At 47.6% G+C, this 21,708-nt stretch carries 19 protein-coding genes and 1 riboswitch; of the genes, 15 read left to right on the plus strand and 4 right to left on the minus strand.

Translation table 11 applies throughout. The features are described from left to right. The first annotated feature begins 231 nt into the window (after window positions 1–231). Complete coding sequence (locus tag ACUTVW_RS17425) at window positions 232–1,230, plus strand: ketoacyl-ACP synthase III (protein WP_445646957.1); 999 nt, start codon at window positions 232–234, stop codon at window positions 1,228–1,230. A gap of 139 nt (window positions 1,231–1,369) precedes the next feature. Here ACUTVW_RS17425 and ACUTVW_RS17430 read toward each other — a convergent pair whose 3' ends face one another. Beyond that, on the minus strand, window positions 1,370–2,626 hold the full coding sequence (locus tag ACUTVW_RS17430; protein WP_445646958.1) for an S-layer homology domain-containing protein: 1,257 nt from the start codon (window positions 2,624–2,626) through the stop codon (window positions 1,370–1,372). 285 nt (window positions 2,627–2,911) lie between these two features. Continuing rightward, window positions 2,912–4,849, minus strand: coding sequence for an amidase family protein (locus tag ACUTVW_RS17435; protein WP_445646959.1), 1,938 nt, complete (start codon window positions 4,847–4,849; stop codon window positions 2,912–2,914). A gap of 432 nt (window positions 4,850–5,281) precedes the next feature. On the opposite strand from ACUTVW_RS17435, the gene ACUTVW_RS17440 reads away from it, so the two are divergent. Next, window positions 5,282–7,411 carry a DNA topoisomerase III gene (locus ACUTVW_RS17440; RefSeq protein ID WP_445646960.1) on the plus strand — a complete coding sequence of 710 codons (2,130 nt, stop codon included), beginning with the start codon at window positions 5,282–5,284 and terminating at the stop codon, window positions 7,409–7,411. A gap of 88 nt (window positions 7,412–7,499) precedes the next feature. Here ACUTVW_RS17440 and ACUTVW_RS17445 read toward each other — a convergent pair whose 3' ends face one another. Further along, window positions 7,500–8,678, minus strand: coding sequence for a helix-turn-helix domain-containing protein (locus ACUTVW_RS17445; RefSeq protein WP_445646961.1), 1,179 nt, complete (start codon window positions 8,676–8,678; stop codon window positions 7,500–7,502). Between the two features lie 133 nt (window positions 8,679–8,811). Between ACUTVW_RS17445 and ACUTVW_RS17450 the strand changes: the two genes are divergently transcribed. The 8 genes from ACUTVW_RS17450 to ACUTVW_RS17485 all read left to right on the plus strand — a co-directional run bounded on the left by ACUTVW_RS17450 (window position 8,812) and on the right by ACUTVW_RS17485 (window position 15,831). Beyond that, window positions 8,812–9,708 (plus strand): ROK family protein, encoded by an 897-nt coding sequence (locus ACUTVW_RS17450; RefSeq protein ID WP_445646962.1) that lies wholly within the window; start codon window positions 8,812–8,814, stop codon window positions 9,706–9,708. 88 nt (window positions 9,709–9,796) lie between these two features. Continuing rightward, entirely contained in the window at window positions 9,797–9,934 is a 138-nt protein-coding gene (locus ACUTVW_RS17455; RefSeq protein WP_167375798.1) for a hypothetical protein, read from the plus strand. A 114-nt stretch (window positions 9,935–10,048) separates the two neighbouring features. Then, window positions 10,049–10,312, plus strand: coding sequence for a DUF1294 domain-containing protein (locus tag ACUTVW_RS17460; RefSeq protein WP_445646963.1), 264 nt, complete (start codon window positions 10,049–10,051; stop codon window positions 10,310–10,312). A gap of 160 nt (window positions 10,313–10,472) precedes the next feature. After that, the gene (locus ACUTVW_RS17465; RefSeq protein ID WP_445646964.1) at window positions 10,473–10,907 is read left to right on the plus strand and encodes a universal stress protein; all 435 of its coding nucleotides are present in this window, start codon (window positions 10,473–10,475) and stop codon (window positions 10,905–10,907) included. Window positions 10,908–11,216: 309 nt separating this feature from the next. Then, a riboswitch (purine riboswitch) is annotated at window positions 11,217–11,318 on the plus strand. Between the two features lie 429 nt (window positions 11,319–11,747). Further along, window positions 11,748–12,233, plus strand: a complete 486-nt coding sequence (gene purE / locus ACUTVW_RS17470; RefSeq protein WP_445646965.1) for a 5-(carboxyamino)imidazole ribonucleotide mutase — start codon at window positions 11,748–11,750, stop codon at window positions 12,231–12,233. After that, entirely contained in the window at window positions 12,230–13,432 is a 1,203-nt protein-coding gene (gene purK / locus ACUTVW_RS17475; RefSeq protein ID WP_445646966.1) for a 5-(carboxyamino)imidazole ribonucleotide synthase, read from the plus strand. Before purE ends, purK begins: the two co-directional genes overlap by 4 nt. Beyond that, complete coding sequence (purB, locus tag ACUTVW_RS17480; RefSeq protein WP_445646967.1) at window positions 13,429–14,727, plus strand: adenylosuccinate lyase; 1,299 nt, start codon at window positions 13,429–13,431, stop codon at window positions 14,725–14,727. Before purK ends, purB begins: the two co-directional genes overlap by 4 nt. A 231-nt stretch (window positions 14,728–14,958) precedes the next feature. Beyond that, complete coding sequence (locus ACUTVW_RS17485) at window positions 14,959–15,831, plus strand: phosphoribosylaminoimidazolesuccinocarboxamide synthase (protein ID WP_445646968.1); 873 nt, start codon at window positions 14,959–14,961, stop codon at window positions 15,829–15,831. A gap of 441 nt (window positions 15,832–16,272) precedes the next feature. On the opposite strand, the gene ACUTVW_RS17490 is transcribed toward ACUTVW_RS17485, so the two are convergent. Continuing rightward, window positions 16,273–16,446 (minus strand): hypothetical protein, encoded by a 174-nt coding sequence (locus ACUTVW_RS17490; RefSeq protein ID WP_445646969.1) that lies wholly within the window; start codon window positions 16,444–16,446, stop codon window positions 16,273–16,275. A 42-nt stretch (window positions 16,447–16,488) separates the two neighbouring features. On the opposite strand from ACUTVW_RS17490, the gene purS reads away from it, so the two are divergent. The 5 genes from purS to ACUTVW_RS17515 are packed head-to-tail and all read left to right on the plus strand — an operon-like array spanning window position 16,489 to window position 21,568. Then, complete coding sequence (purS, locus tag ACUTVW_RS17495) at window positions 16,489–16,734, plus strand: phosphoribosylformylglycinamidine synthase subunit PurS (RefSeq protein ID WP_445646970.1); 246 nt, start codon at window positions 16,489–16,491, stop codon at window positions 16,732–16,734. Window positions 16,735–16,738: 4 nt separating this feature from the next. After that, the gene (purQ, locus tag ACUTVW_RS17500) at window positions 16,739–17,428 is read left to right on the plus strand and encodes a phosphoribosylformylglycinamidine synthase subunit PurQ (protein ID WP_090923362.1); all 690 of its coding nucleotides are present in this window, start codon (window positions 16,739–16,741) and stop codon (window positions 17,426–17,428) included. Continuing rightward, window positions 17,406–19,649 carry a phosphoribosylformylglycinamidine synthase subunit PurL gene (gene purL, locus ACUTVW_RS17505; RefSeq protein ID WP_445646971.1) on the plus strand — a complete coding sequence of 748 codons (2,244 nt, stop codon included), beginning with the start codon at window positions 17,406–17,408 and terminating at the stop codon, window positions 19,647–19,649. Before purQ ends, purL begins: the two co-directional genes overlap by 23 nt. Then, window positions 19,634–21,112 carry an amidophosphoribosyltransferase gene (gene purF / locus ACUTVW_RS17510; protein ID WP_445646972.1) on the plus strand — a complete coding sequence of 493 codons (1,479 nt, stop codon included), beginning with the start codon at window positions 19,634–19,636 and terminating at the stop codon, window positions 21,110–21,112. The genes purL and purF overlap by 16 nt, the downstream gene beginning before the upstream one ends. 12 nt (window positions 21,113–21,124) lie before the next feature. Further along, the gene (locus ACUTVW_RS17515; protein WP_445646973.1) at window positions 21,125–21,568 is read left to right on the plus strand and encodes an immunity 26/phosphotriesterase HocA family protein; all 444 of its coding nucleotides are present in this window, start codon (window positions 21,125–21,127) and stop codon (window positions 21,566–21,568) included. The last annotated feature ends 140 nt before the right edge of the window (window positions 21,569–21,708 follow it).

Below are 21,708 nucleotides of genomic sequence, written 5' to 3' on the forward strand. Positions count from 1 at the left end.
GTTTGAATAAATATATGTACCTAAGAACAACATAGATTATTGTCAAAGGCTATAAGATGTAGTTGTTCTTTTTGAATAATATTTATATTTAGATTAGCATCAACCTCAATAAGGGCAAAGTTACATGGAGTTTGGTTAATAGAAAGGATAGAGATATAAAAGAAAAAAATAGTACCAAGTACTAAGACTTGGTGCTATAATAATAAAAAATCAAATGAGGTGATCTCAGCTATGAATCATCAATCTAAATCAACAATAACAGCCATGGGTACGTATGTACCGGATCGAATATTAAGCAATGCAGATTTGGAGAAAATGGTCGAAACAAGTGACGAATGGATTGTGCAGCGAACGGGGATGAGAGAACGCCGGATTGCAGCAGAGCATGAATTTGTGTCGGATTTAGCCACGAAAGCCGTGGAAGATATGGTCCGTCGTTACGAGGTAAATATCACCGATGTAGATATGATTCTTTTTGCCACAAGTACACCTGAGTATGCTTTCCCCAGTTCGGCTTCACGAGTGCAGGCCAATCTGGGCATTCCCCATACAGGAGTGCTTGATCTGAACGCGGCTTGTGCGGGCTTCGCATACGGTATGCAGCTTGCAGATAGTCTGGTGACCAGTGGTATGTATAAGAAGGTACTTGTGATCGGGGCAGAGACATTATCTAAAATAACAGATTATACTGATCGTACAACTTGTGTGTTGTTTGGAGATGGAGCAGGTGCCTTTTTAGTGGAACGTACTTCCGCTCAGGGTGACTTCAAATCTTTCGTTTCTGGGACACAAGGAGAAGGTGGGAGGCACTTATACAAAAGCGGACTATCTACAGAGATGAATGGGCAGCCCTTGACTGCCGAAGGCACTTTGGTGCAAAACGGAAGAGAGGTTTACAAGTGGGCAGTCCGCCTGGTTCCAGAGCAACTGTCTGAGCTTATTACGAGAGCTGAAATGTTACCTGAGGAAATTGATTGGTTTGTTCCGCATAGTGCCAACTTGCGTATGATTGAGGCGATGTGTGAGCGCGGGCCTATTCCGATGGAACGTACATTAACAAGTGTGGAATATCGGGGGAATACCTCTGCCGCCTCTATCCCGCTGGCATTGCAGATTGCTGTTGATGAAGGGAAACTAAAATACGGGCAGAACGTTGCGCTGTTTGGTTTTGGTGGTGGACTGACGTACTCAGGTCTGGTTGTTGAATGGGGCGTGCCAGATAGGGCGTAAATGTAAGTACCCATGTATTTGATAAATTAGACTTCTGCTCAGATTTCATAGCTGCAAGGAAGAAAAAGAGAAAGAAAAAGGTAGAACTCAGTAAGCTGAGCTCTACCTTTTAGTATTCCCCGACTAATATTCCTCCACGTTACTGTTCGAAGCCTCCATCGCCTTCATCTTCCCATAACGTATTAAATACATTAAAATCAGTCCATTGGCCTGAGAAATAAAAAAACAAATCTAATTTTTTAAAAAACTGAGGCCCTTCAATTTCTCCCTGATCTACAATAGGTTTGCCTGTCCTGCGTAAAATGGGGTACACCTCTGCATAATCTGCACCATCAAATGCGATCATTATAGGTGCATCGAGTACACTCAAACGTTCATAAGGGTAGGTTATACTTTCACCGTTCACAATGACTTTCAGATCAACCGGTTCTGTTGCGCTGATTGCCAGATAGGCAGTAGATACGTTATCCATACTAATAAGTGCCACGTTATCTGAAATCAGATTACCTAAAGAAGAATCTCTATAAACGTACTCGCGGGATAACTCTCTGGGAATCAGTTCATCTATGGTTGGCTGATGCTTATAACCTTTCCCGCCATAAAAGTTATAGATGCGTTGCAGGATAACCACGGTTTCCGCTAAAGTTACCTTTTGGTTCGGATAAAACTTCCCTTTGGCATCAGGTTTCATGATGCCTGCTTTGAAGAAGCCGAGCAAGGCATTCGTTTTGACACCATCAAGATCGGAGCCAAGATATGCATTCTGTTTTTTTTCTTGAACAATACCTAACTCGGGAGCGAGTGGTTGATACGCATATTTCCATTTGTCATATGTTTCATGAGAAGAGAATGTTCTTTTCGGGATATCCTTGAACGGTTTTACTTTAGTTATGATTTCTTTTGTGTCCATTTCGTCCAGGCTATAACGGATATCAGGAAAGAGTGCATTCAGGGCAATTAATAAATCCCAGCGAGATAAACGCTTAGAAGGTTGATACGTAAATGTTTCATCATTGTAGTTTATCTGATCTGCCGCTGCGATCATGCCTGAGGGATTGCTCGGAATGCTTCCGTATACATCTCGAAAAATAGGATAATATGTACTTCCTTCAGGTACGCCTGGAATCTCGATTTTTTTGTCTTGTTCAACACGAAACTCCTTGAATAAGGTATGTATCATCTGGGTTAATTCGGCTTTGGACACCACCTGGTTTAAACGGTCTGCTTCTTGCTCGTAGTTTTGCATGACATCGTGAGAGGCCATGAATTCAACAGCAGGCTTGGCCCACGTATATTTCTTAGTATTCGTAGTCGTGGCAGCACTGACCGTTGATGTGGCAAAAAGGGAGAAACTGAGCACGGCGATAAGCAGTACGTGCCATTTTGAATGATTCATCAAAGACCTCCTGTATGGTTTGGTTCAAGCTATGTTTCTATGACAGACTTTCTCTTACATATTGTAGACGACAAATCAGGATCAGAGCAATTTAAAAAAACACCCCGATTCACAGAACTGTGAATGGGGTGCACGTGTAATGAAGACCGTTTAACGAAGGGTGTGTGTTGAGTTTAGTCTAGTCTATAAGAGATCTCGTCTTAATTGAAGAGGATTTCCCTGGAATCGGTCATCAACAAAAGAAGTAAGAGTGCTCTTGCTCATGTATCATGAGTCATCCATACATTAGGGCTTTAACTTTGGTGCTTGGCGATGGTGTGTACCTTGTTCGTAGCTGTAAGCCAGCTTGATCAGTGTGCCTTCCTCAAAGGCGCGGCCCAGAAATTCCATGCCTACGGGTAATCCGTCCGTTGTAAAACCAGCTGGAACGGTAATAGATGGGAAGCCGGAGAATGGACTTAGACGATTGTTGGCACCAGAGGTTTGACCTTTACCGATCACCCCAGCAGCTTGTGTTGATGTCGGGTAGATAATCGCATCCAGGTGGTTGTCAGCCATTACTTTCAGTAAGGAATCCCGCGTGATTTGCGTGCGTTTCAGGACAATATCCTTATATTCCGATGTTTCCAGCGTGTCACGCGCGTCACGGGCTTTCATGGCTTGCTCTTGGGTTTTATCAAACTGACCGGATGCAATGATCTCGGATAAGCTATGATAGGGTGCTTTGTCACCCAGAGAATCCAGATAGTTATTCAATTGAAATTTGAATTCATAGCCACTGAGGCTAGGATATTTATTGATCTCTGCAAAGTCTGGAATGGAGATCGGTACAGCGGTTGCCCCAAGGGCGGTAAGTTCTTCAACAGCTGCGTTGATGACATCGGCAACGGCTTTTTCTTCCGCTTTGCTGCTTGGGATGAGCTCGGGAGCTACTCCGATCCGGGCACCTTTAAGTCCATTAACATCCAGGAAGTCCGTGTAACTGGATGGGATTTTGCCTATCGCGTAAGCAGTAGCAACATCCTTTTTGTCATAACCAACGGTAGCATCGAGCATGATCGCCGCATCACTTACGGTACGAGCCATTGGTCCGCCAACGTCTTGCGTAAGTGCGAGCGGAATGATGCCTTCACGACTGGACAGTCCGATGGTTGGGCGAATGCCTACAAGGCTGTTAAAGCTGGATGGTATGCGGATGGAGCCGCCCGTATCAGTGCCCATACCTGCAGCTGCAAAATTTGCAGCGATGGCCGCACCTGTTCCGCCACTAGAGCCACCTGGATAATGGTCAAGAGCGTAGGGGTTCAGCGTTTGTCCTCCAAGTGAGCTGGACGTAGTGATGCCAAAAGCGAACTCATGCAGGTTGGTTTTGCCCAAAATAATCGCTCCTGCTGCCTTCAGCTTCTTCACTTGTTCTGCATCATGAGCCGGGATGGAATCCTTCAGGCAGATACAGCCAGCCGTTGTTGGCATGTCCTTGGTATCAAAGTTATCCTTCACCAGAATCGGAATCCCGTGAAGCGGGCCGCGAGTCCCCTGAGCCACACGCTCTTCATCCAGTTGTTCCGCGATTTTAAGCGCATCGGGGTTCAGATTCAGGACAGCATTGATGCTAACGCCTTGGTCATCGTATTTGGCGATACGGTCCAGATATTGCTGCACCAGCTCTTTGGATGTTAGCTTGCCTTGTGCCATAGCAGTCTGCATATCCATAATCGTGGCTTCTTCGAGCACAAACGGTTTTATGTAGTTATAGATGCGATCTTTCAGAACAGAGACGTCGTTTGCCGTGAGCACAGCGTTAGGCAAGAAAAGAGAGTCCGTATAGCCTTTCATCAGTCCGGCGGCATTCAGGGCACCGACGGCACTGGCATAATCGGACTGATCCGGCACATCCTTAAAGGATTCCGGAGCAACGTCCAGCTTGAGCCATTGCTGCAAGGCAAGTGCAGCATCTTTGCGTGATAGTGTTGTGCCGGACGGCCTGTCCATGGTAAAAGGTACACCTGCAAGTGTAGCGGCTTCTTCCATGGCCTGAACGAAGGTTGCGGCACTAACCGGCGCTTTCCCTGCAAGGGTGGCGGCGGTGGAGTTTTGGCTTGAAGGAGTTGCTGCGGCGGCGAAAGCCGAAGGTACAGCAGTTCCTCCCCACGTTGCGGCAACCACTGTTCCCGCGAGTAATAAGGCTCCGCCTTTTTTCAATACAGATCCATGATAAGTCATGCATCCACGCTCCCTTCCTGTGTCTAAGATGATGTGTTTGGTAGCATTCTGTTGTATATGCTTTTGCACATCTTATATTCATGTTAGGTAATATTACAATATTAGTATTTATTCAAAAAAACGTATACATATCGGTTTTTTGTCCCTGTATCTACTATTTTCTCTTCATACCTTTGAAGTAGAGGACGGTTAACTTTCCGGAAAGGGAAAAAAATAGCGTTAATTTACATATATATTACGTTGATGTGACATTGTTAGTGAATGATGAGATAACTTTCTTGCTAATAAGGGGTACAGATGAAACGCTGTCTGAATATATACTTGTGAAAAACAGGATCCCGGTTGAAATGATATAATAGAAAGATGGAAAGATCGGCAGACAGATCGTTGTCGCGGATCAATAGCGTTTGGACAGAAAGGAAGAGATACGAAGTGAAGACATTGGTACTCGCAGAGAAGCCATCTGTAGCAAGGGAAATTGCTCGGGTAATGGGTGCGCGTGATAAACATAAAAGTTATATGGAAGGCCCGAAATACATTGTAACCTGGGCGCTGGGACATCTGGTAGGCCTGGCTGAACCGGAGGATTACGACAAGAAATATGCCACCTGGAATCTGGAGGATCTACCGATCTTGCCAGAGCGGACGAAGCTGAAAGTGCTCAAAGAGACGAATCACCAGTACAAAGCGGTACAGCAACTCATGAAACGTCAGGATGTAAGCGAGCTTATCATTGCGACCGATGCGGCTCGTGAAGGAGAGCTGCTTGCAAGGTGGATTATGCAGATGGCCCAGTGGAAGAAACCTTTCAAACGCCTGTGGATCTCATCTCAGACGGATAAAGCGATCAAAGACGGATTTGCCTCGTTGAAGCCGGGCAGTCAGTTCGACCGACTCTATGAATCCGCACGTTGCCGTGCAGAAGCAGACTGGATGATTGGACTTAATGTGACGCGTGCATTAACCGTAAGGTTCAATGCTCAACTGTCGGCTGGACGTGTACAGACCCCAACCTTGGGCATGATTATGGATCGGGAAAATGAAATTAACGGCTTCCGCTCACAGGAATATGAGACGTTAACCGCGGATTTTGGAGATTTTCAGGCCGTATGGCGGGCAACTGGCGGAGATTCGAGAATTTTTGATAAACAGGATATGCAGCAATTGAAAGATCGAGTGGATGGACGCAAAGGCACGATTGCTCAGGTGAAAAAAAGTGAGAAAGTCGAGCCGCATCCGCTGGCGTATGACCTTACGGAGTTGCAGCGGGACGCGAACCGTAAACACGGGTTCTCCGCCAAACAGACATCTAACGTATTGCAACGTCTGTATGAACAGCACAAGCTGGTTACTTATCCACGTACAGATAGCCGCTATCTGACTTCCGACATGACTGGAACGCTGAAAGAGCGATTGGAGAGTGTAGCTATTGGCCCATATGCATCACTTGCACGTCCTTTGCTGCGCAAAAATCTGAACATCACAAAACGGATTGTGGATGACAGTAAAGTCACGGATCACCATGCCATCATTCCAACTGAGCAGACGGTGCTCTTAAATCAGCTGAGCCCGGAGGAACGTAAGTTATATGATCTGATTGTTCGCCGGTTTATCAGCTTGTTCTACCCAGCGGCTAGATACGATTCCGTAGCTGTCATGGTACAGGTTGGGAAAGATTCCTTCCATGTGAAGGGCACAACGGTAAAAGATAGCGGTTGGCGTGAAGTTTACGGCGGTGATTATACCGATGAAGACGATGAGCGTGAGGATGACGGGGGCGGTCAGGATCGCGTGCTTCTGCCCGATGTGCAGCAAGGGCAATCGGTAACTCTTCAGCGCTGCCATATCAAGAGTGGACGTACGATGCCGCCGAAGCGCTATACGGAAGCGGCTTTGTTATCCCAGATGGAAAAGCATGGACTTGGTACTCCAGCAACACGTGCGGATATCATCGAGAAACTGGTCAGTTCGGATACGATTGATCGTCAAGGCAACAGCATGCATCCTACTGGCAAAGGTAAACAGCTGATCGAACTTGCCGCACCGCAGCTGCGTACACCGGAACTGACGGCTCGTTGGGAAGCCGAACTGGAGCGGATTGCCCGTGGGCAGGGGAAACCTGGCCCGTTTTTGGATGGCATTCGTTCGATGGCAAAGGAACTGGTGTCTACCGTAAAAAGCAGCAAAGCAGAGTACAAACCGCATAATGTAACCAACAGCCATTGCCCGGACTGTAACGCGAAGTTGCTTGAGAAAAAGGGGAAGAAAGGCAAGTTCCTCGTATGTCCTACGGAGGACTGTGGTTATCGTCGTTCCAATGAGAAGCGGTTGTCGAACCGCCGCTGCGCGCAGTGTCATAAAAAGATGGAGATTAAGGAAGGCAAAGCTGGACTGTATGTACAGTGTCTGCCATGTGGAATCACCGAAACACTGGACAAAGACAAACAGCATGTGAACAAACGCGAGCAACAAAAGCTGGTGAAGCAATATGCCAAGCAGGAGTCTATCGGCTCTAACCTGGGAGATTTGCTGAAAGCAGCCATGGAGAAACAAGGGAAATAGGCATGCGGCAAGACAACATAAGCTGAGAGAATAAGTGTTAAACGATCTCGGACTATTTAAATGAGGCGACCAGATTCATGTCTCATGTTCAAGATGGCTTGACCACAAACCGATTACGATACTCTTTTGGTGTAAAACCCGTATGTTTTCGAAACACTTTGATGAAGTAACTCTGATCGTGAAAGTTTAGCAACGTATAAATCTCGCTCAGGCGATAGTCTGAGAAAACGATAAGATTTTTGGCTTCTTCAATCCGTTGCCTTTGTATAAAAATGCGAAGTGCCTCTCCAGTCTCTTCCTTGAATTTACGGGAAAGATAGGAGGGGCTTATTTGCAGATGCGTGGACAGTATAGACAGACTTAAGTCATCGTATAAGTGATTGAATATATATTCCTGACATAACAGAATGTCTTTGGACTTATGAGCCCGATGGACTTTGGCTACACGTTCGGTAAAGTCACCAAGGATTTTATGCAGAATCGGATGGATCGAATCAATCCGGGACAGCTTTTCAATGTGTTGGATATAGGTGTCGCTAAGCGTAAGCGCTGACTCCGAATACAATCCGCCATCGATTGCAGCACGGGTTCCGAGTGTAATTGCCGCGATGATCAGATTCTTTTTGCTCCGTAAACTATCCTGTTTGGATAAATTGCCGTAGACCCCGTTCAAATCCATATGCTGTTTCAGGTACAAAAGCATCTTATGTTTGTTCCCCAAACGAACCTGATCAAACACCTTTTTCTCCGAAAGGTAGGATTTGTGAAACAATCTCTGCTCTCGCTGATCCAAAAGAGACAGCTCAAGTACACCTTCCGTATGATTATTTATATTTATGACATGTTTGTTGTCCTCAAGTACTTGATTTCGATCCAAAACTTCATGATGTAAAAGGTAGTGGGCCATAATTGCTACACTCAGCAGTTGATGGAGATCATTGGGTTCAATGAACGTAGTTGTATTCAGTTGTTGATCCCATGAAAATGGAGCATTCTCAACATATGACTGTACATTGGGCCAGAGAACAAGCAGACCTTGCCCTTCATGAGTGGAGACTGGCATCAGGATCATTTTATCCATTTGTGTATTGTAGTCCATAATCTGGATTTTTAGATGAATAGGAATGGAGAGAAGGTGCTTCGCCAATTCCGGGCTAAAAGAAGGGTGACGAGCGAGACCTCGGATAAGGTAGAACGCGGGAACTCGGGTAGTATCATATAACGTTTGTAAGATCCATTGAAGTTTGGTTTCGGTTATCGTTGGCACGGAATACTCCATCTCCCTAAAGATCATAATTTAATACCATTAATAACAAATGAATACCATAAATATAAATGGAAACGCTCTATATTTCAATTAAGATGTTGATTAATGATCTGCAGAGCAGGGGGCTGACAGAATGTATCTAGTCATTGATATTGGTGGAACTTTCATTAAATACGGAATTATGAGCGAAAGCGGAGAGCTCTTGTCGAAGGGAAAACGTGGCGTTGGTCGGAGTGGATTGCAAGAACTGCAGGATGCTCTTTATGCCATCGTGGATGCACAAGACTTGTCACAGATTCAGGGCTTTGCTCTGAGTTGTCCAGGAACAATCGATGTGGAAACAGGAATGGTGTTTCACGGCGGCTCTTTTCCATTTTTGCATGAGGTGAATTTAGCCAAGCTTCTTAAAGACAGATACGCTATCCAGGTGTCCATTGAAAATGATGGGAAATGCGCAGCACTTGCTGAACTTTGGCTTGGCAGTGTCAAAGATACGAAGGATTCCGTCGTGATGGTGCTGGGCAGCGGCATCGCGGGAGGAATCATCATGGATGGTAAACTGCAGCGTGGAAAAAACTTATCAGCCGGAGAGGTTAGTTATGTGATGAGCCGGATTGATCCGGTAACGAAGGAAGCGGCTTATTTTGGACTGGAAAGCTCGGCTGTTGAGATGGTCAGACAGATTGGTGAGTTAAAAGGACTGGATGATCCTGCCGATGGTGAGGCCGTGTTTGCATATATTAATCAGCAAGATGCGGAGGCGTGCTTTGTATTTGACACCTTTTGCACACAGATTGCGGTTCAGATTATGAATCTGCAGTACATTCTCGACCCTGAAGTGTTTGCCATCGGAGGAGGCATCAGTGCACAGCCTGTTGTGCTGGAGCGAATCAAATGGGCAATTGCTGAACTGAAGCGAATTAACCCATTGCATAAGGCGAGCCCGCAGATCACAGCCTGTACGTTTGGGAATGATGCCAACCTGTACGGAGCGCTATATCATTTTCTAAACAGCCGCCGGAACAACTAGACACACGTTGCAAGCCTAAATATAGGCGCCTCCTTTCGTATAAGATGATTCGTTTTCAGGCAACGTAAGCGGAGGAGGTGAGCCTGAGATGCCGCATAACAAACCGGAAAAACGTAACAACCAGCAGAATAAGGACAGCATTCGAGAAGAGAATATCGCTGTGACCCCGGAGAAATCAGCCAAAAGGGTACCGAGCCTGAACGGGATTCCGAAACAGGAATCGTAGAATTCTCGTTTATGTAAAATAGTGCGGTTCTCTGCCCGCGTTGATCATCTGCCTGCCTTGGGATTATAATGGAGACAGGGAGATGTCCCGGGATAGGGGGACCGCTAAACGCATATGCAGACCGGACTTATCGTATGGTTTATCTTTATTAATGTTGTCGCATATCTGGTCATGTCGGATGACAAGAGACGTGCACAGCAGAGACGGGATCGCACGCCTGAGCGAACGTTATTTTTACTGGCTTTTATCGGTGGTGCACTAGGCATCTGGATTGCGATGTATCGGAAAAGACATAAAACGAAACACCCCGGCTTTACGATTGGTGTTCCGTTGCTGGTCTTTTTGAATGCAGTAATGTATGGTTACTTTTTGCAATAAGCATTCATGGATTCATATGTAATTTTTTTCTTAATGAATGGTTCATCTTAACCTGTGAAGGTTTAAGAAGTTACATGGTTCCATGCTCTGTAAGAGATTTAGAAGTCAGACCGAGGCTTGCTTCGGGGTTCTACATATATAAGGAAGGGACGGGATGTACATGTTATTTTCTAAAATCTTGGTAGCTTATGATGGGTCAAAAGCTTCAAATAAAGCGCTGGATCGTGCAATCGAACTTGCCAAAGCAACGCCAGAGGCTGTGCTTGATGTCATTCATGCATTTGATTTCCCACGTGTATTTATCGGGGAAGGTCTGGCACCGCTACCGCCTTCACTCAACAATGATTACTACAATCTGGCTGTGCAAACGACGGATGAAGCTAAAGAACGGATTCAAGCTGCCGGTGTTACGGCAAACGTTGATTTGATACAAGGGGCTGCGGCTGAAGTGCTTCTGGACTACGCCAAAGAAAACGGGTCGGATATTATTATCATTGGTTCCCGCGGACTAGGCGGAATCCGTGAATTCGTGCTGGGCAGTGTCAGCCACAATGTAGTGCAGCATGCGCAGGTTCCTGTATTGATTGTAAAATGATTTTGAAATCATGGGAATGTTCCTCATTCCTGTGTGAAACAAGCCGGCTGTCTTCGAGAAATTGAAGAGGGGCCGGCTTTCTTTTTTTATTTTGCTGTAACTGGACAGGCCATTTCAAGTAAATTTGGGAGTTAATTGTATTGCACTGTACTAATTCCCGAACATTACATTTGTCAATATGTTAAATGTTCGTCTTTAAGTTGACATACGCTGTAGGGGATTGTTAGAATGTTAGATGTGTCGATCAGGTTAAAATAAGGTCGAGTAGGAACGAAAGCTGTATGATTATGGAACAATGTGAACGAAAGATATGGTGAATAGATATTTGCTCGTATAACGCCGGGAATAGGGCCCGGAAGTATCTACCCGGGAACCGTAAATTTCCGGACTACGAGGAGATACGGCTGAGAGTCGCATGCATGAATGCGGACAGCAAGCCCCCTTTGGCATGCCCAAATGAGGGATACGTATTTCTTGGAGTCCGGTGTCCGAAGAAAATGTGATGTTTTCGCGGGTAGCGGACTTTTTTCGTTTTCATTTGCAAAATGATTTTAAGAGATTTTGTATTTGTATAAGATAAACTACTCATTTACACGAAAATGGAGTGGACAGAAAAAACTGAAAAAGCGAAGCGGTCGCCTGAAAGCTTTCTGCAAGAAAGCTACATCGGAAGCATATGCTTATCACCGGATTTCCCCTTTAAGTAAAGGAATCAAAAAATCTGGGGATAACAGCGATTGGAAGTTTATTCTGGCATCGGAGTGACGGTGTAAATTACTTTTAGTTCAGCTTATATGACAAATGGGTTCTAAAATGCTCAGATGGGAGTGGGATGTATTCATGTCAGTGCAAGTTGCTGTAATTATGGGCAGTAAGTCAGATTGGGAAACGATGAAACATGCGTGCGAGGTGCTGGACGAGCTTGAGATTGGGTATGAAAAAAAAGTCGTCTCTGCCCATCGTACACCGGATTTGATGTTTGAATATGCAGAACAGGCGATTGACCGGGGATTCAAGGTCATCATCGCAGGTGCAGGCGGAGCGGCACATCTTCCAGGTATGGTAGCAGCCAAAACGATGCTTCCAGTCATCGGTGTTCCGGTTCAATCCAAAGCATTGAACGGTCTCGATTCCTTGCTGTCCATTGTGCAGATGCCTGGCGGCGTTCCGGTAGCAACGGTTGCGATTGGCAAAGCGGGGGCGACCAATGCAGGCCTGCTCGCGGCGCAGATCATCGGCGCATTTGACCCGGAGGTGCAGCGCCGCTCCGAAGTTCGCAGAGAACGGATCAAACAAGAAGTATTGGAAAGCAGTGATGAGCTATGAGTAGCGAAACTACGAATGTGGACGGAGCGAGCCAGGGAGAGTCGGTGCTTTTACCAGGTCTAACAACCATCGGTATTCTCGGCGGTGGACAGCTTGGACGCATGATGACACTGGCTGGAACAGCCATGGGGTATCGGTTTGTCACCCTTGATCCAACGCCTGACTCACCTTGTGGTCAAATTGCGAAGCAAATTCAGGCAGGATACGATGATGTAGAGGCGGCAAGAGAACTTGCACGGCAATGCGATGTCATTACCTATGAGTTCGAAAATGTGGATGCAGAGGTGGCAGCATTACTTGAGCGTGAGTCCTCTGTACCGCAAGGCAGCACTCTTTTATATACAACCCAGCATCGCTTGCGTGAGAAACGTGCGATTGAAGCGGCTGGTGTAAGAGTTGCTCCATACCGCGAAATTACCAGTTTGGATACGATGAATGCTGCGGTGAGTGAATTAGGAGCTCCATGTGTGCTGAAAACAGTGACTGGTGGATATGACGGAAAAGGGCAGCGAGTGATTCGCGCGGTAGCAGATGCTAAAGCCGCGTATGAAGAACTTGCGGCGACAGGCGCGGAACTGGTGCTGGAGCAATTCATCAAGTTTGAATGCGAGATATCCGTCATTGTTGCCCGCAGTACCCATGGAGAGATCAAAACGTTCCCGCCTGCGGAGAACATTCATGTGAATAATATTTTACATGCCTCCATCGTTCCGGCTCGTGTGGCCACGGATATCCAGCTTGAAGCACAGAAGCTGGCAGCTGCGGTGGCGGAATCCATGGGAGCTGTTGGATTGCTGGCCGTGGAACTGTTTGCAGCCGCTGACGGTAGACTGTACGTGAATGAGCTGGCTCCAAGACCGCATAATTCGGGGCATTACACAATGGAAGCCTGCGCCACTTCACAGTTTGAGCAGCATATTCGTGCCATCTGCGGATTACCGCTGGGGGATACTACGCTACTGAGCCCTGTTGTTATGGTCAATGTGCTTGGAGAACACCTGGAAGGTATCATCGCGAGAACAGGGAAACCTGATGCAGAAGCGATGGAACTCGGTATTATCCCCAAGCTTCATATATATGGCAAGAGTGAAGCGAAGACAGGACGGAAGATGGGGCATGTGAATCTGCTCTGTCAGGACACCGAAGAAGGATTGCAATGGATTGAACAAACGAAACTATGGAGGCATACAAATTCATGATTGAACGTTATAGCAGACCCGAAATGAGAGCCATTTGGACAGAAGAGAACAAATTCCAATCGTGGCTGGAGGTTGAAATTTGCGCATGTGAGGCGTGGGCAGAACTTGGAGTCATCCCGAAAGAAGAAGCAGCTTTGCTTCGCCAGAACGCTTCTTTTGATATCGATCGCATTTATGAGATTGAACAGGAAACACGTCATGATGTAATTGCGTTCACACGTACCGTATCCGAGAGCCTGGGTGCAGAGCGGAAATGGGTACACTATGGTCTGACTTCCACGGACGTAGTTGATACGGCACTAGGGTATGTACTGCGTCAAGCGAACGAAATTTTGGAAAAAGACATCCTGAATTTCATTGAAATCTTGCGTGAAAAAGCACTCGCTTACCAACATACACCTATGATGGGACGTACACATGGTGTGCACGCAGAGCCAACGACGTTCGGATTGAAAATGGCCTTGTGGCATGAAGAGATGAAGCGTAACCTGGAGCGTTTCCGCCATGCGGCTGATGGCGTACAATACGGCAAAATCTCCGGTGCAGTTGGAACATATGCCAACATTGATCCATTTGTTGAAGAGTTTGTTTGCGAGAAGTTGGGTACCAAGCCTGCACCCATCTCGACGCAAACGTTGCAACGTGACCGCCACGCCGAGTATATGGCAACGCTGGCTCTGGTCGCGACGTCCTTGGACAAGTTTGCTACAGAAGTACGGGCACTGCAAAAGAGTGAATTCCGTGAAGTAGAAGAAGCTTTTGCAAAAGGTCAAAAAGGATCTTCCGCAATGCCGCATAAACGCAACCCGATCGGCAGTGAAAACATCTCGGGTCTGTCCCGTGTCATTCGCGGACATATGGTATCGGCATATGAGAACGTAACGTTGTGGCATGAGCGCGACATCTCTCACTCTTCCGTAGAACGTATCATCCTGCCGGATGCTACGATGCTGCTGAATTACATGCTGAATCGTTTTGGCAACATCGTGAAGAACCTGACTGTATTCCCGGAAAACATGAAACGTAACATGGAGCGCACCTTCGGTGTACCATTCTCGGGTCGTATTATGACGAAGCTGATCGATAAAGGCTTCAGTCGTGAGCAAGCGTACGATACGGTTCAACCGCGTGCCATGCAGGCTTGGGAAGAACAACGTCAGTTCCAGGATATCGTGAAGTCCACACCGGAAATTACAGCTGTGCTGAGCGAAGAGGAAATTGCAGATGCATTTAACCCGTCCTGGCACCTGAAACACGTAGACACCATTTTCAAAAAACTCGGCTTGAACGACTAATATATCTCTATAAGGCTAGATAAACGAATGATGTGCTTGCTGAGAACGAAGAGGACAGAAATAAGCTGAAGAAGCGGAGCGTTCGCCTTTATCCCCGGATTTTCACTTTGGAAAAGTGGATCGGAAAAATCTGGGGATAACAGCGATCGGAAGATTGTTCTGTCATCGAAGTGGAGTTTGCACCATCAGGATTCGTTCTTAGCCTTACATCTCCTGAAAGAAGGTGAACCCATGGCACTGTCCACGGCGGCAGATATTATTAAAGCACCTCTGTTATACAAAGGAAAAGTACGTGAGCTATATGATCTGGGTGAGCATTTTCTTATTGTAGTAACGGATCGAATCTCGGCGTTCGATTACGTGCTCGACCCGGCAGTTCCGGAGAAAGGCAATGTGCTGAATCAACTCAGTAGCTTCTGGTTTGAACTTACAGGCAGCATGATGGACAACCACGTAGTTCATACCGATGTGAATCAGCTGGGGGACCTTATCACAGATCCTGATTTGCTCAAAAACCGCATCATGGTAACACGCAAGGCAGAGCGCATTGATATCGAATGTGTGGTGCGTGGATATATCACTGGTGGTGGCTGGAGACAGTACGAGACAACCGGAGAAGTGAATGGCATCAAACTGCCGGAAGGCCTGCGCAAAAACGCCAAACTGGAAGTGCCCATCTTCACACCGGCCGCCAAAAACGATGTGGGACATGACGAGGACATCCCGATGGAGCGTATGAAAGAACTTGTGGGTGATGCCCTGGCCATCGAACTTCAAGAGAAAAGCTTGCGCCTATATGAGTTTGCTCGTGATTATTGTGATCAGCGCGGTATCATTCTTGCAGACTGCAAATTCGAGTTTGGCATCGTGGACGGCAAGGTGATCCTGATTGATGAAATCTTCACCCCGGATGCTTCCCGCTTCTGGGCAAAAGAAAACTATGCTCTCGACATCGAGATCGACAGCATGGATAAAGAGCCTGTCCGTACCTATCTTGCAGGCACCGATTGGGACAAGAACAGCAAGCCCGATCCGCTTCCACAAGAGGTTGTGGGAGCGACCACAGCAAGGTACGTCGATATTTATAACCGTTTAACGAAATAATATGTGTAACGTTTGAGCGTGGGCTGCGGGAAAGTTTGAGTAAGAGACGTTTGAGCGTGCGCTCCGGGAAAGTTTGGCTTTCGATCGCTGTTGCCCCCGGAATGTTTGGATTCGTATCCTTTTTTCAAAAGGACACATTCCGGTTGCAAAGGCGAGCACTTCGTTTCTCCAGCTCAAATCTTTCCCTCCGCCAGTGTTCAAACTGGTGGATGAGGCAATTAAGGCGCAGGCTTCTGCAAGCATATGAAGCCTGAAGAGATGCAACTGAAAGACTGAAAATCAATGTTATTCATATAAATCGGAAAATTGCTACGTTTTCGTAATATGACTGGTTTTTACCATTTCCCACCGAAGCGAGCGTCCCAAGGCCATGCATTTACTTATTTACTACCCGTCGTGCACCGCAAAGGGTTTAGGCCTTTAAAAAATATTGCCGCAGGATTAAGCGGAGGGGTGGAATGGTTCACGAAGGAGCGAAGCGTCCGCCTTTGTTCCCGGGTTTTGACCGCGGCGCGGGCCAAAACGAATCAGAAAACCTGGGAACAACAAGCGGCCGGAGGAACCATCCACACCGAAGCGAGCGCCCCAAGGCCACAGCCCTTTTTTTAACAGCATAAAGCATTTATCCCGTTCACTACTGAGGAGGAACATCGAATCATGATCAAAGCAACCGTATATGTCACTATCAAACAAAGCGTACTCGACCCGCAAGGCGTAGCTGTTCAAGGAGCCCTGCATTCCATGGGATTCAACGAAGTGGAAAGTGTACGGATCGGTAAAGTCATGGAACTGAATCTGGATACATCAGATCGTGCGGAAGCGGAGAAACGTTTGAAAGTGATGTGTGAGAAGCTGCTCGCCAACACTGTTGTTGAAGATTACCGCTACGAATTGGAGGGTTAATCTCATGAAATTTGCAGTTCTTGTGTTCCCTGGCTCCAACTGCGACATCGACTGTTACAAAGCGGTAGAAGATGCGATTGGACAAGAGGTTGATTATGTATGGCATACGGCTACGGACTTGTCCGCGTATGATTGCATTCTGGTTCCTGGTGGTTTCTCGTACGGAGACTACCTGCGTTGCGGAGCAATTTCCCGTTTCGCACCGGTAATGAACGAAGTGGCTAAAGCTGCAGAGCAAGGCAAATATGTACTGGGCATTTGTAATGGATTCCAGATCCTGACGGAAGCAGGTCTGCTCCCGGGAGCACTGATCCGTAATACGTCCCTGAAATTCCGCTGCCATGACACGGTATTGAAAGTGGCTAACGCAGACACACCTTTCACACGTGACTATGCACCGGGCGAAGAGATTGTCATTCCGATTGCTCACGGTGAAGGAAACTATTATTGTGACGAAGAAACACTGGCAAGCTTGCAAGCGAACAATCAGATCGTATTCACATATGGCAACAACCCGAACGGTTCCCTGGGTGATATCGCAGGGGTGTGTAACGAAGCAGGCAACGTCGTCGGCATGATGCCGCATCCAGAACGTGCAGTGGATTCGCTGTTCGGTTCGGAAGACGGCAAACGGATGTTTACATCAATTTTGAAAGCATGGAGGGATCGGCATGACGCAGCAGCTATCCGCTAAGGAGCCAACAGCAGAACAGGTCGCAGAACATAAACTTTACGCACAGATGGGCGTATCTGACAGCGAGTATGAGCTGATCTGTGAGTTCATGGGCCGTAAGCCAAACTACACGGAAATCGGTGTATTCAGCGTAATGTGGTCTGAGCACTGCGCTTACAAAAACTCCAAGCCGCTATTGCGTCGTTTCCCGACAAGTGGCCCACGTGTCCTAATGGGACCAGGTGAAGGTGCCGGAATCGTGGATATCGGTGATAACCAAGCCGTTGTTTTCAAAATTGAAAGCCATAACCATCCTTCCGCGGTAGAACCTTATCAAGGGGCGGCAACAGGTGTGGGCGGCATTATCCGTGATATTTTCTCCATGGGTGCAAGACCCGTAGCGCTGCTCAACTCCCTTCGTTTCGGTAAGCTGGAGAGCGATCGCGTAAAATATCTGTTCGAGCATGTGGTAGCAGGTATTGCGGGATACGGTAACTGTATCGGGATTCCGACTGTTGCAGGTGAAGTGATGTTTGATGAGAGTTACGAAGGCAATCCGCTCGTTAATGCAATGTGCGTGGGTCTGATTGATCATGACAAAATCCAGCGCGGTGTAGCCAAAGGTGTAGGTAACCCGGTCTATTACGTTGGCCCACCAACAGGTCGTGATGGTATCCACGGCGCAACGTTTGCATCCGTTGAGCTGACCGAAGAATCCGAGTCACAGCGTACAGCCGTTCAGGTCGGTGACCCGTTCATGGAGAAGCTGGTTATGGAATCCTGTCTGGAATTGATCGATACGGGTATCGTGCTCGGTATTCAAGATATGGGTGCAGCAGGTCTGACATGCTCCAGTGCGGAGATGGCAAGTAAAGCAGGTAATGGTCTGGAGTTGTATCTGGATCAGGTGCCACAACGTGAAGAAGGCATGACGCCGTACGAGATGATGTTGTCTGAGTCTCAAGAGCGGATGCTGTTTGTCGTTGAACCGAAGGATGAGGCGCAGGCGATGGAGATCTTTGAGCGTTGGGGCGTTATTTGTGCCAAAGTTGGTAAAGTTACAGACGATGGTCGTCTGAAACTGATCCACCACGGTGAAGTTGTCGGTGATATGCCGGTAACCGCTTTGGTTGATGAGTGTCCTGTATATGACAAGCCATCTTCCGTACCCGCTTATTATGAAGCGAGTGCTTCCATCGACACGCTTCGTTATGAAGAGGTGTCGGATCTCGGCGGTGCATTGAAACAAGTGCTGGCTTCCCCGACGGTGGCGAGCAAAAAATGGGTTTATGATCAATACGACTACATGGTGCGTACAAGCACAGCCGTGCGTCCAGGTTCGGATGCAGCAGTGGTGACGATTCGTGGCACGCGCAAAGGTCTTGCGATGACTACGGACTGTAACGGTCGTTACGTGTACCTTGATCCTGAGGTGGGTGGACGTATTGCCGTGAGTGAAGCAGCGCGGAATATCGTATGTTCCGGTGCGGAGCCGCTGGCGATCACGGACAACCTGAACTTCGGTAACCCGGAGAAACCGGATATTTTCTGGCAGATGGAAAAAGCGGTAGACGGTATGGCGGAAGCTTGCCGTGTGCTGGATACGCCGGTCATCGGTGGTAACGTGAGTTTATATAATGAAAACGCCAAAGGCTCCATCTATCCAACGCCAGTGGTCGGTATGGTAGGTCTCGTTCATGACACGGATCATATCACGACACAAGCATTCAAATCCCAAGGTGATGTCATCATCCTCCTCGGTGAAACCAAAGCAGAACTCGGCGGCAGCGAGCTGCAATACGCCGTGCATGGCGTGACCGAAGGCCGTCCGCCGCAGCTTGATCTAAACACGGAGAAGGCATTGCTCAGCACCGTGCTGGAAGCCATCCAATCCGGACTTGTTCGCTCCGCGCATGACTTGTCTGAAGGGGGTCTGGCCGTTGCACTGGCAGAGTCCTGCATCAGCGGCAACTTAGGCGCGCAAGTGAATGTAGAGACTGCACTCCGTGCAGATCACACCCTGTTCAGTGAGAGCCAATCCCGTATTTTGCTGTCGGCTTCGCCGGAGCAAGCAGGCAAGCTGGAAGCTTTTGTACGTGAACGCGGTGTGCCTGTAGCTGTCATTGGGCGTGTTGAAGGAAGTAATCTGACGATTGAATTGAACGGAACATCAGCCGTGAACGAACCTGTAGGAGGTTTGGCTAAGGTCTGGGAGGATGCGATTCCATGTCTCATGAACTGATGACGGAACCGTTGTGGACAGGCGATTATTATAACGAAGGGTCCGGCAAGGAAGGACTCGACAAATTAAAGGAAGAATGCGGCGTATTCGGGGTGTATCGGCACCCTGATGCGGCTTCCCTTTCCTACTACGGTCTGCATGCACTACAGCATCGCGGGGAAGAAAGTGCTGGTATGTGTGTAAGCGACGGCACACAATTTAACTATCATCGTGGTATGGGACTCGTGAAAGAAGTGTTCACCAAAGACCTGATGCAGACACTGACAGGTGATATCAGCATAGGGCATGTGCGTTATTCCACGAGTGGAGATAGCAAACTGACCAATGCACAGCCGCTGGTTTTTAAATATCGCGATGGCGACCTAGCCGTTGCAACGAACGGAAACATCGTAAATGCACCAACGATCCGGCGTGAGCTGGAGCAGAGCGGTTCTATTTTTCAGACGACGAGCGACACTGAAGTTATTGCTCACTTAATCGCACGTTCTTCGAAAGGTCTTGTAGAGGCGGCAAAAGACGCATTCCAGCGTATCGTCGGCGGATATGCGTTTCTGATCATGACGAACGATAAGCTGTTGGTTGCTTCTGACCCGCATGGCCTTCGTCCATTGACGATGGGTAAGCTTGGGGACGCGTACCTGTTTGCTTCTGAAACTTGTGCACTTGAGACCATCGGCGCTGAGCTGATCCGTGATATTGAACCGGGTGAATTGCTTGTGCTGGATGCAGACGGATTGCATGAGGATCGATTCGATGATCATAAACACCGCAAGGCGCTCTGTGCGATGGAATATATTTATTTTGCTCGTCCTGATAGTGATATGAACGGTGCAAATCAACATGCTGCGCGGAAACGTATGGGTAGCCGGATGGCCATTGAGGCGTTTGTGGATGCGGACTTGGTTACGGGGGTACCAGATTCCAGCATCTCGGCGGCGATTGGATACGCTGAACAGACCGGTATTCCATATGAGATGGGCATGATCAAAAACAAATATACCGGACGTACTTTTATCCAGCCAAGCCAGGAATTGCGTGAGCAGGGCGTGAAAATGAAGCTCAGCGCAGTACGCCGCGTCGTCGAAGGCAAACGTGTAGTCATGATCGATGACTCCATCGTGCGCGGCACGACATCTCGCCGGATTGTGAACATGCTGCGTGATGCAGGGGCAACGGAAGTGCATGTGCGAATTACTTCGCCGCCATTCAAGAACCCGTGTTTCTACGGCATTGATACACCGGATAGCCGTGAGCTTATCGCATCTGCTCTGTCCGTTGAAGAGATTTGCCGCGAGATTAATGCAGACTCTCTGGCATTCCTCAGCCCGGATGGACTGATTGCGTCCATTCAGGGAGATAATCAGGGTGACTATAAGGGCGGACTATGTCTGGCGTGCTTCGATAATGACTATCCGACCCGCCTCGACTTTGACGGCGAGGAGAAATTTGGCTGCAGTTGTTAGGAGGCAAGGCTTATGGCAAGAAAAAGCTATAATGAGGGCGATGTTTTTCTGATTCCAATGCATGATGGACGGTTTGCCGTATGTCAGGTGATATGTGCACTGAGAGACCGCTTCAAAAAGGCATTTTCGTTCGGCGTGATGAGCATTCAGCGTGACGAAACCGTAAGTTTGGAAGACGGCGAATTCCTTGTCTATTCTTATGGTAAACGTAAGAGCAGCGTGATCTTCACGTCACCCAAGTTGCTGAAAGATGGCACATGGAGCATCGTTGGTAACATCCCGCTGACTCCGGCGAAAAAAGAATTGCAAGTATTCCAGTGTGCCGGTGCGGTATACAACGGTGATGAATACATTCGAATGGTTCCACCAGAAGAGTACAGTCAGTACGTTACAATGGGTGTAGCTGGATTTGAATTGGTACAGATTCATCTTCTAGAGATGAGTAGCCATATATGAGTTGGACTTTTCATTTACACATAAACGGAGAGGACAGAAAAAACCTGTAGAAGCGAAGCTAAAAGCTTTCTGAAAGAAAGCTACATCGGAAGCATAGGCTGCGCCTTTATCACCGGATTTTCCCTTTAAAAAAAGGGAAT

This window comes from Paenibacillus sp. TSA_86.1 (genome assembly GCF_052691815.1).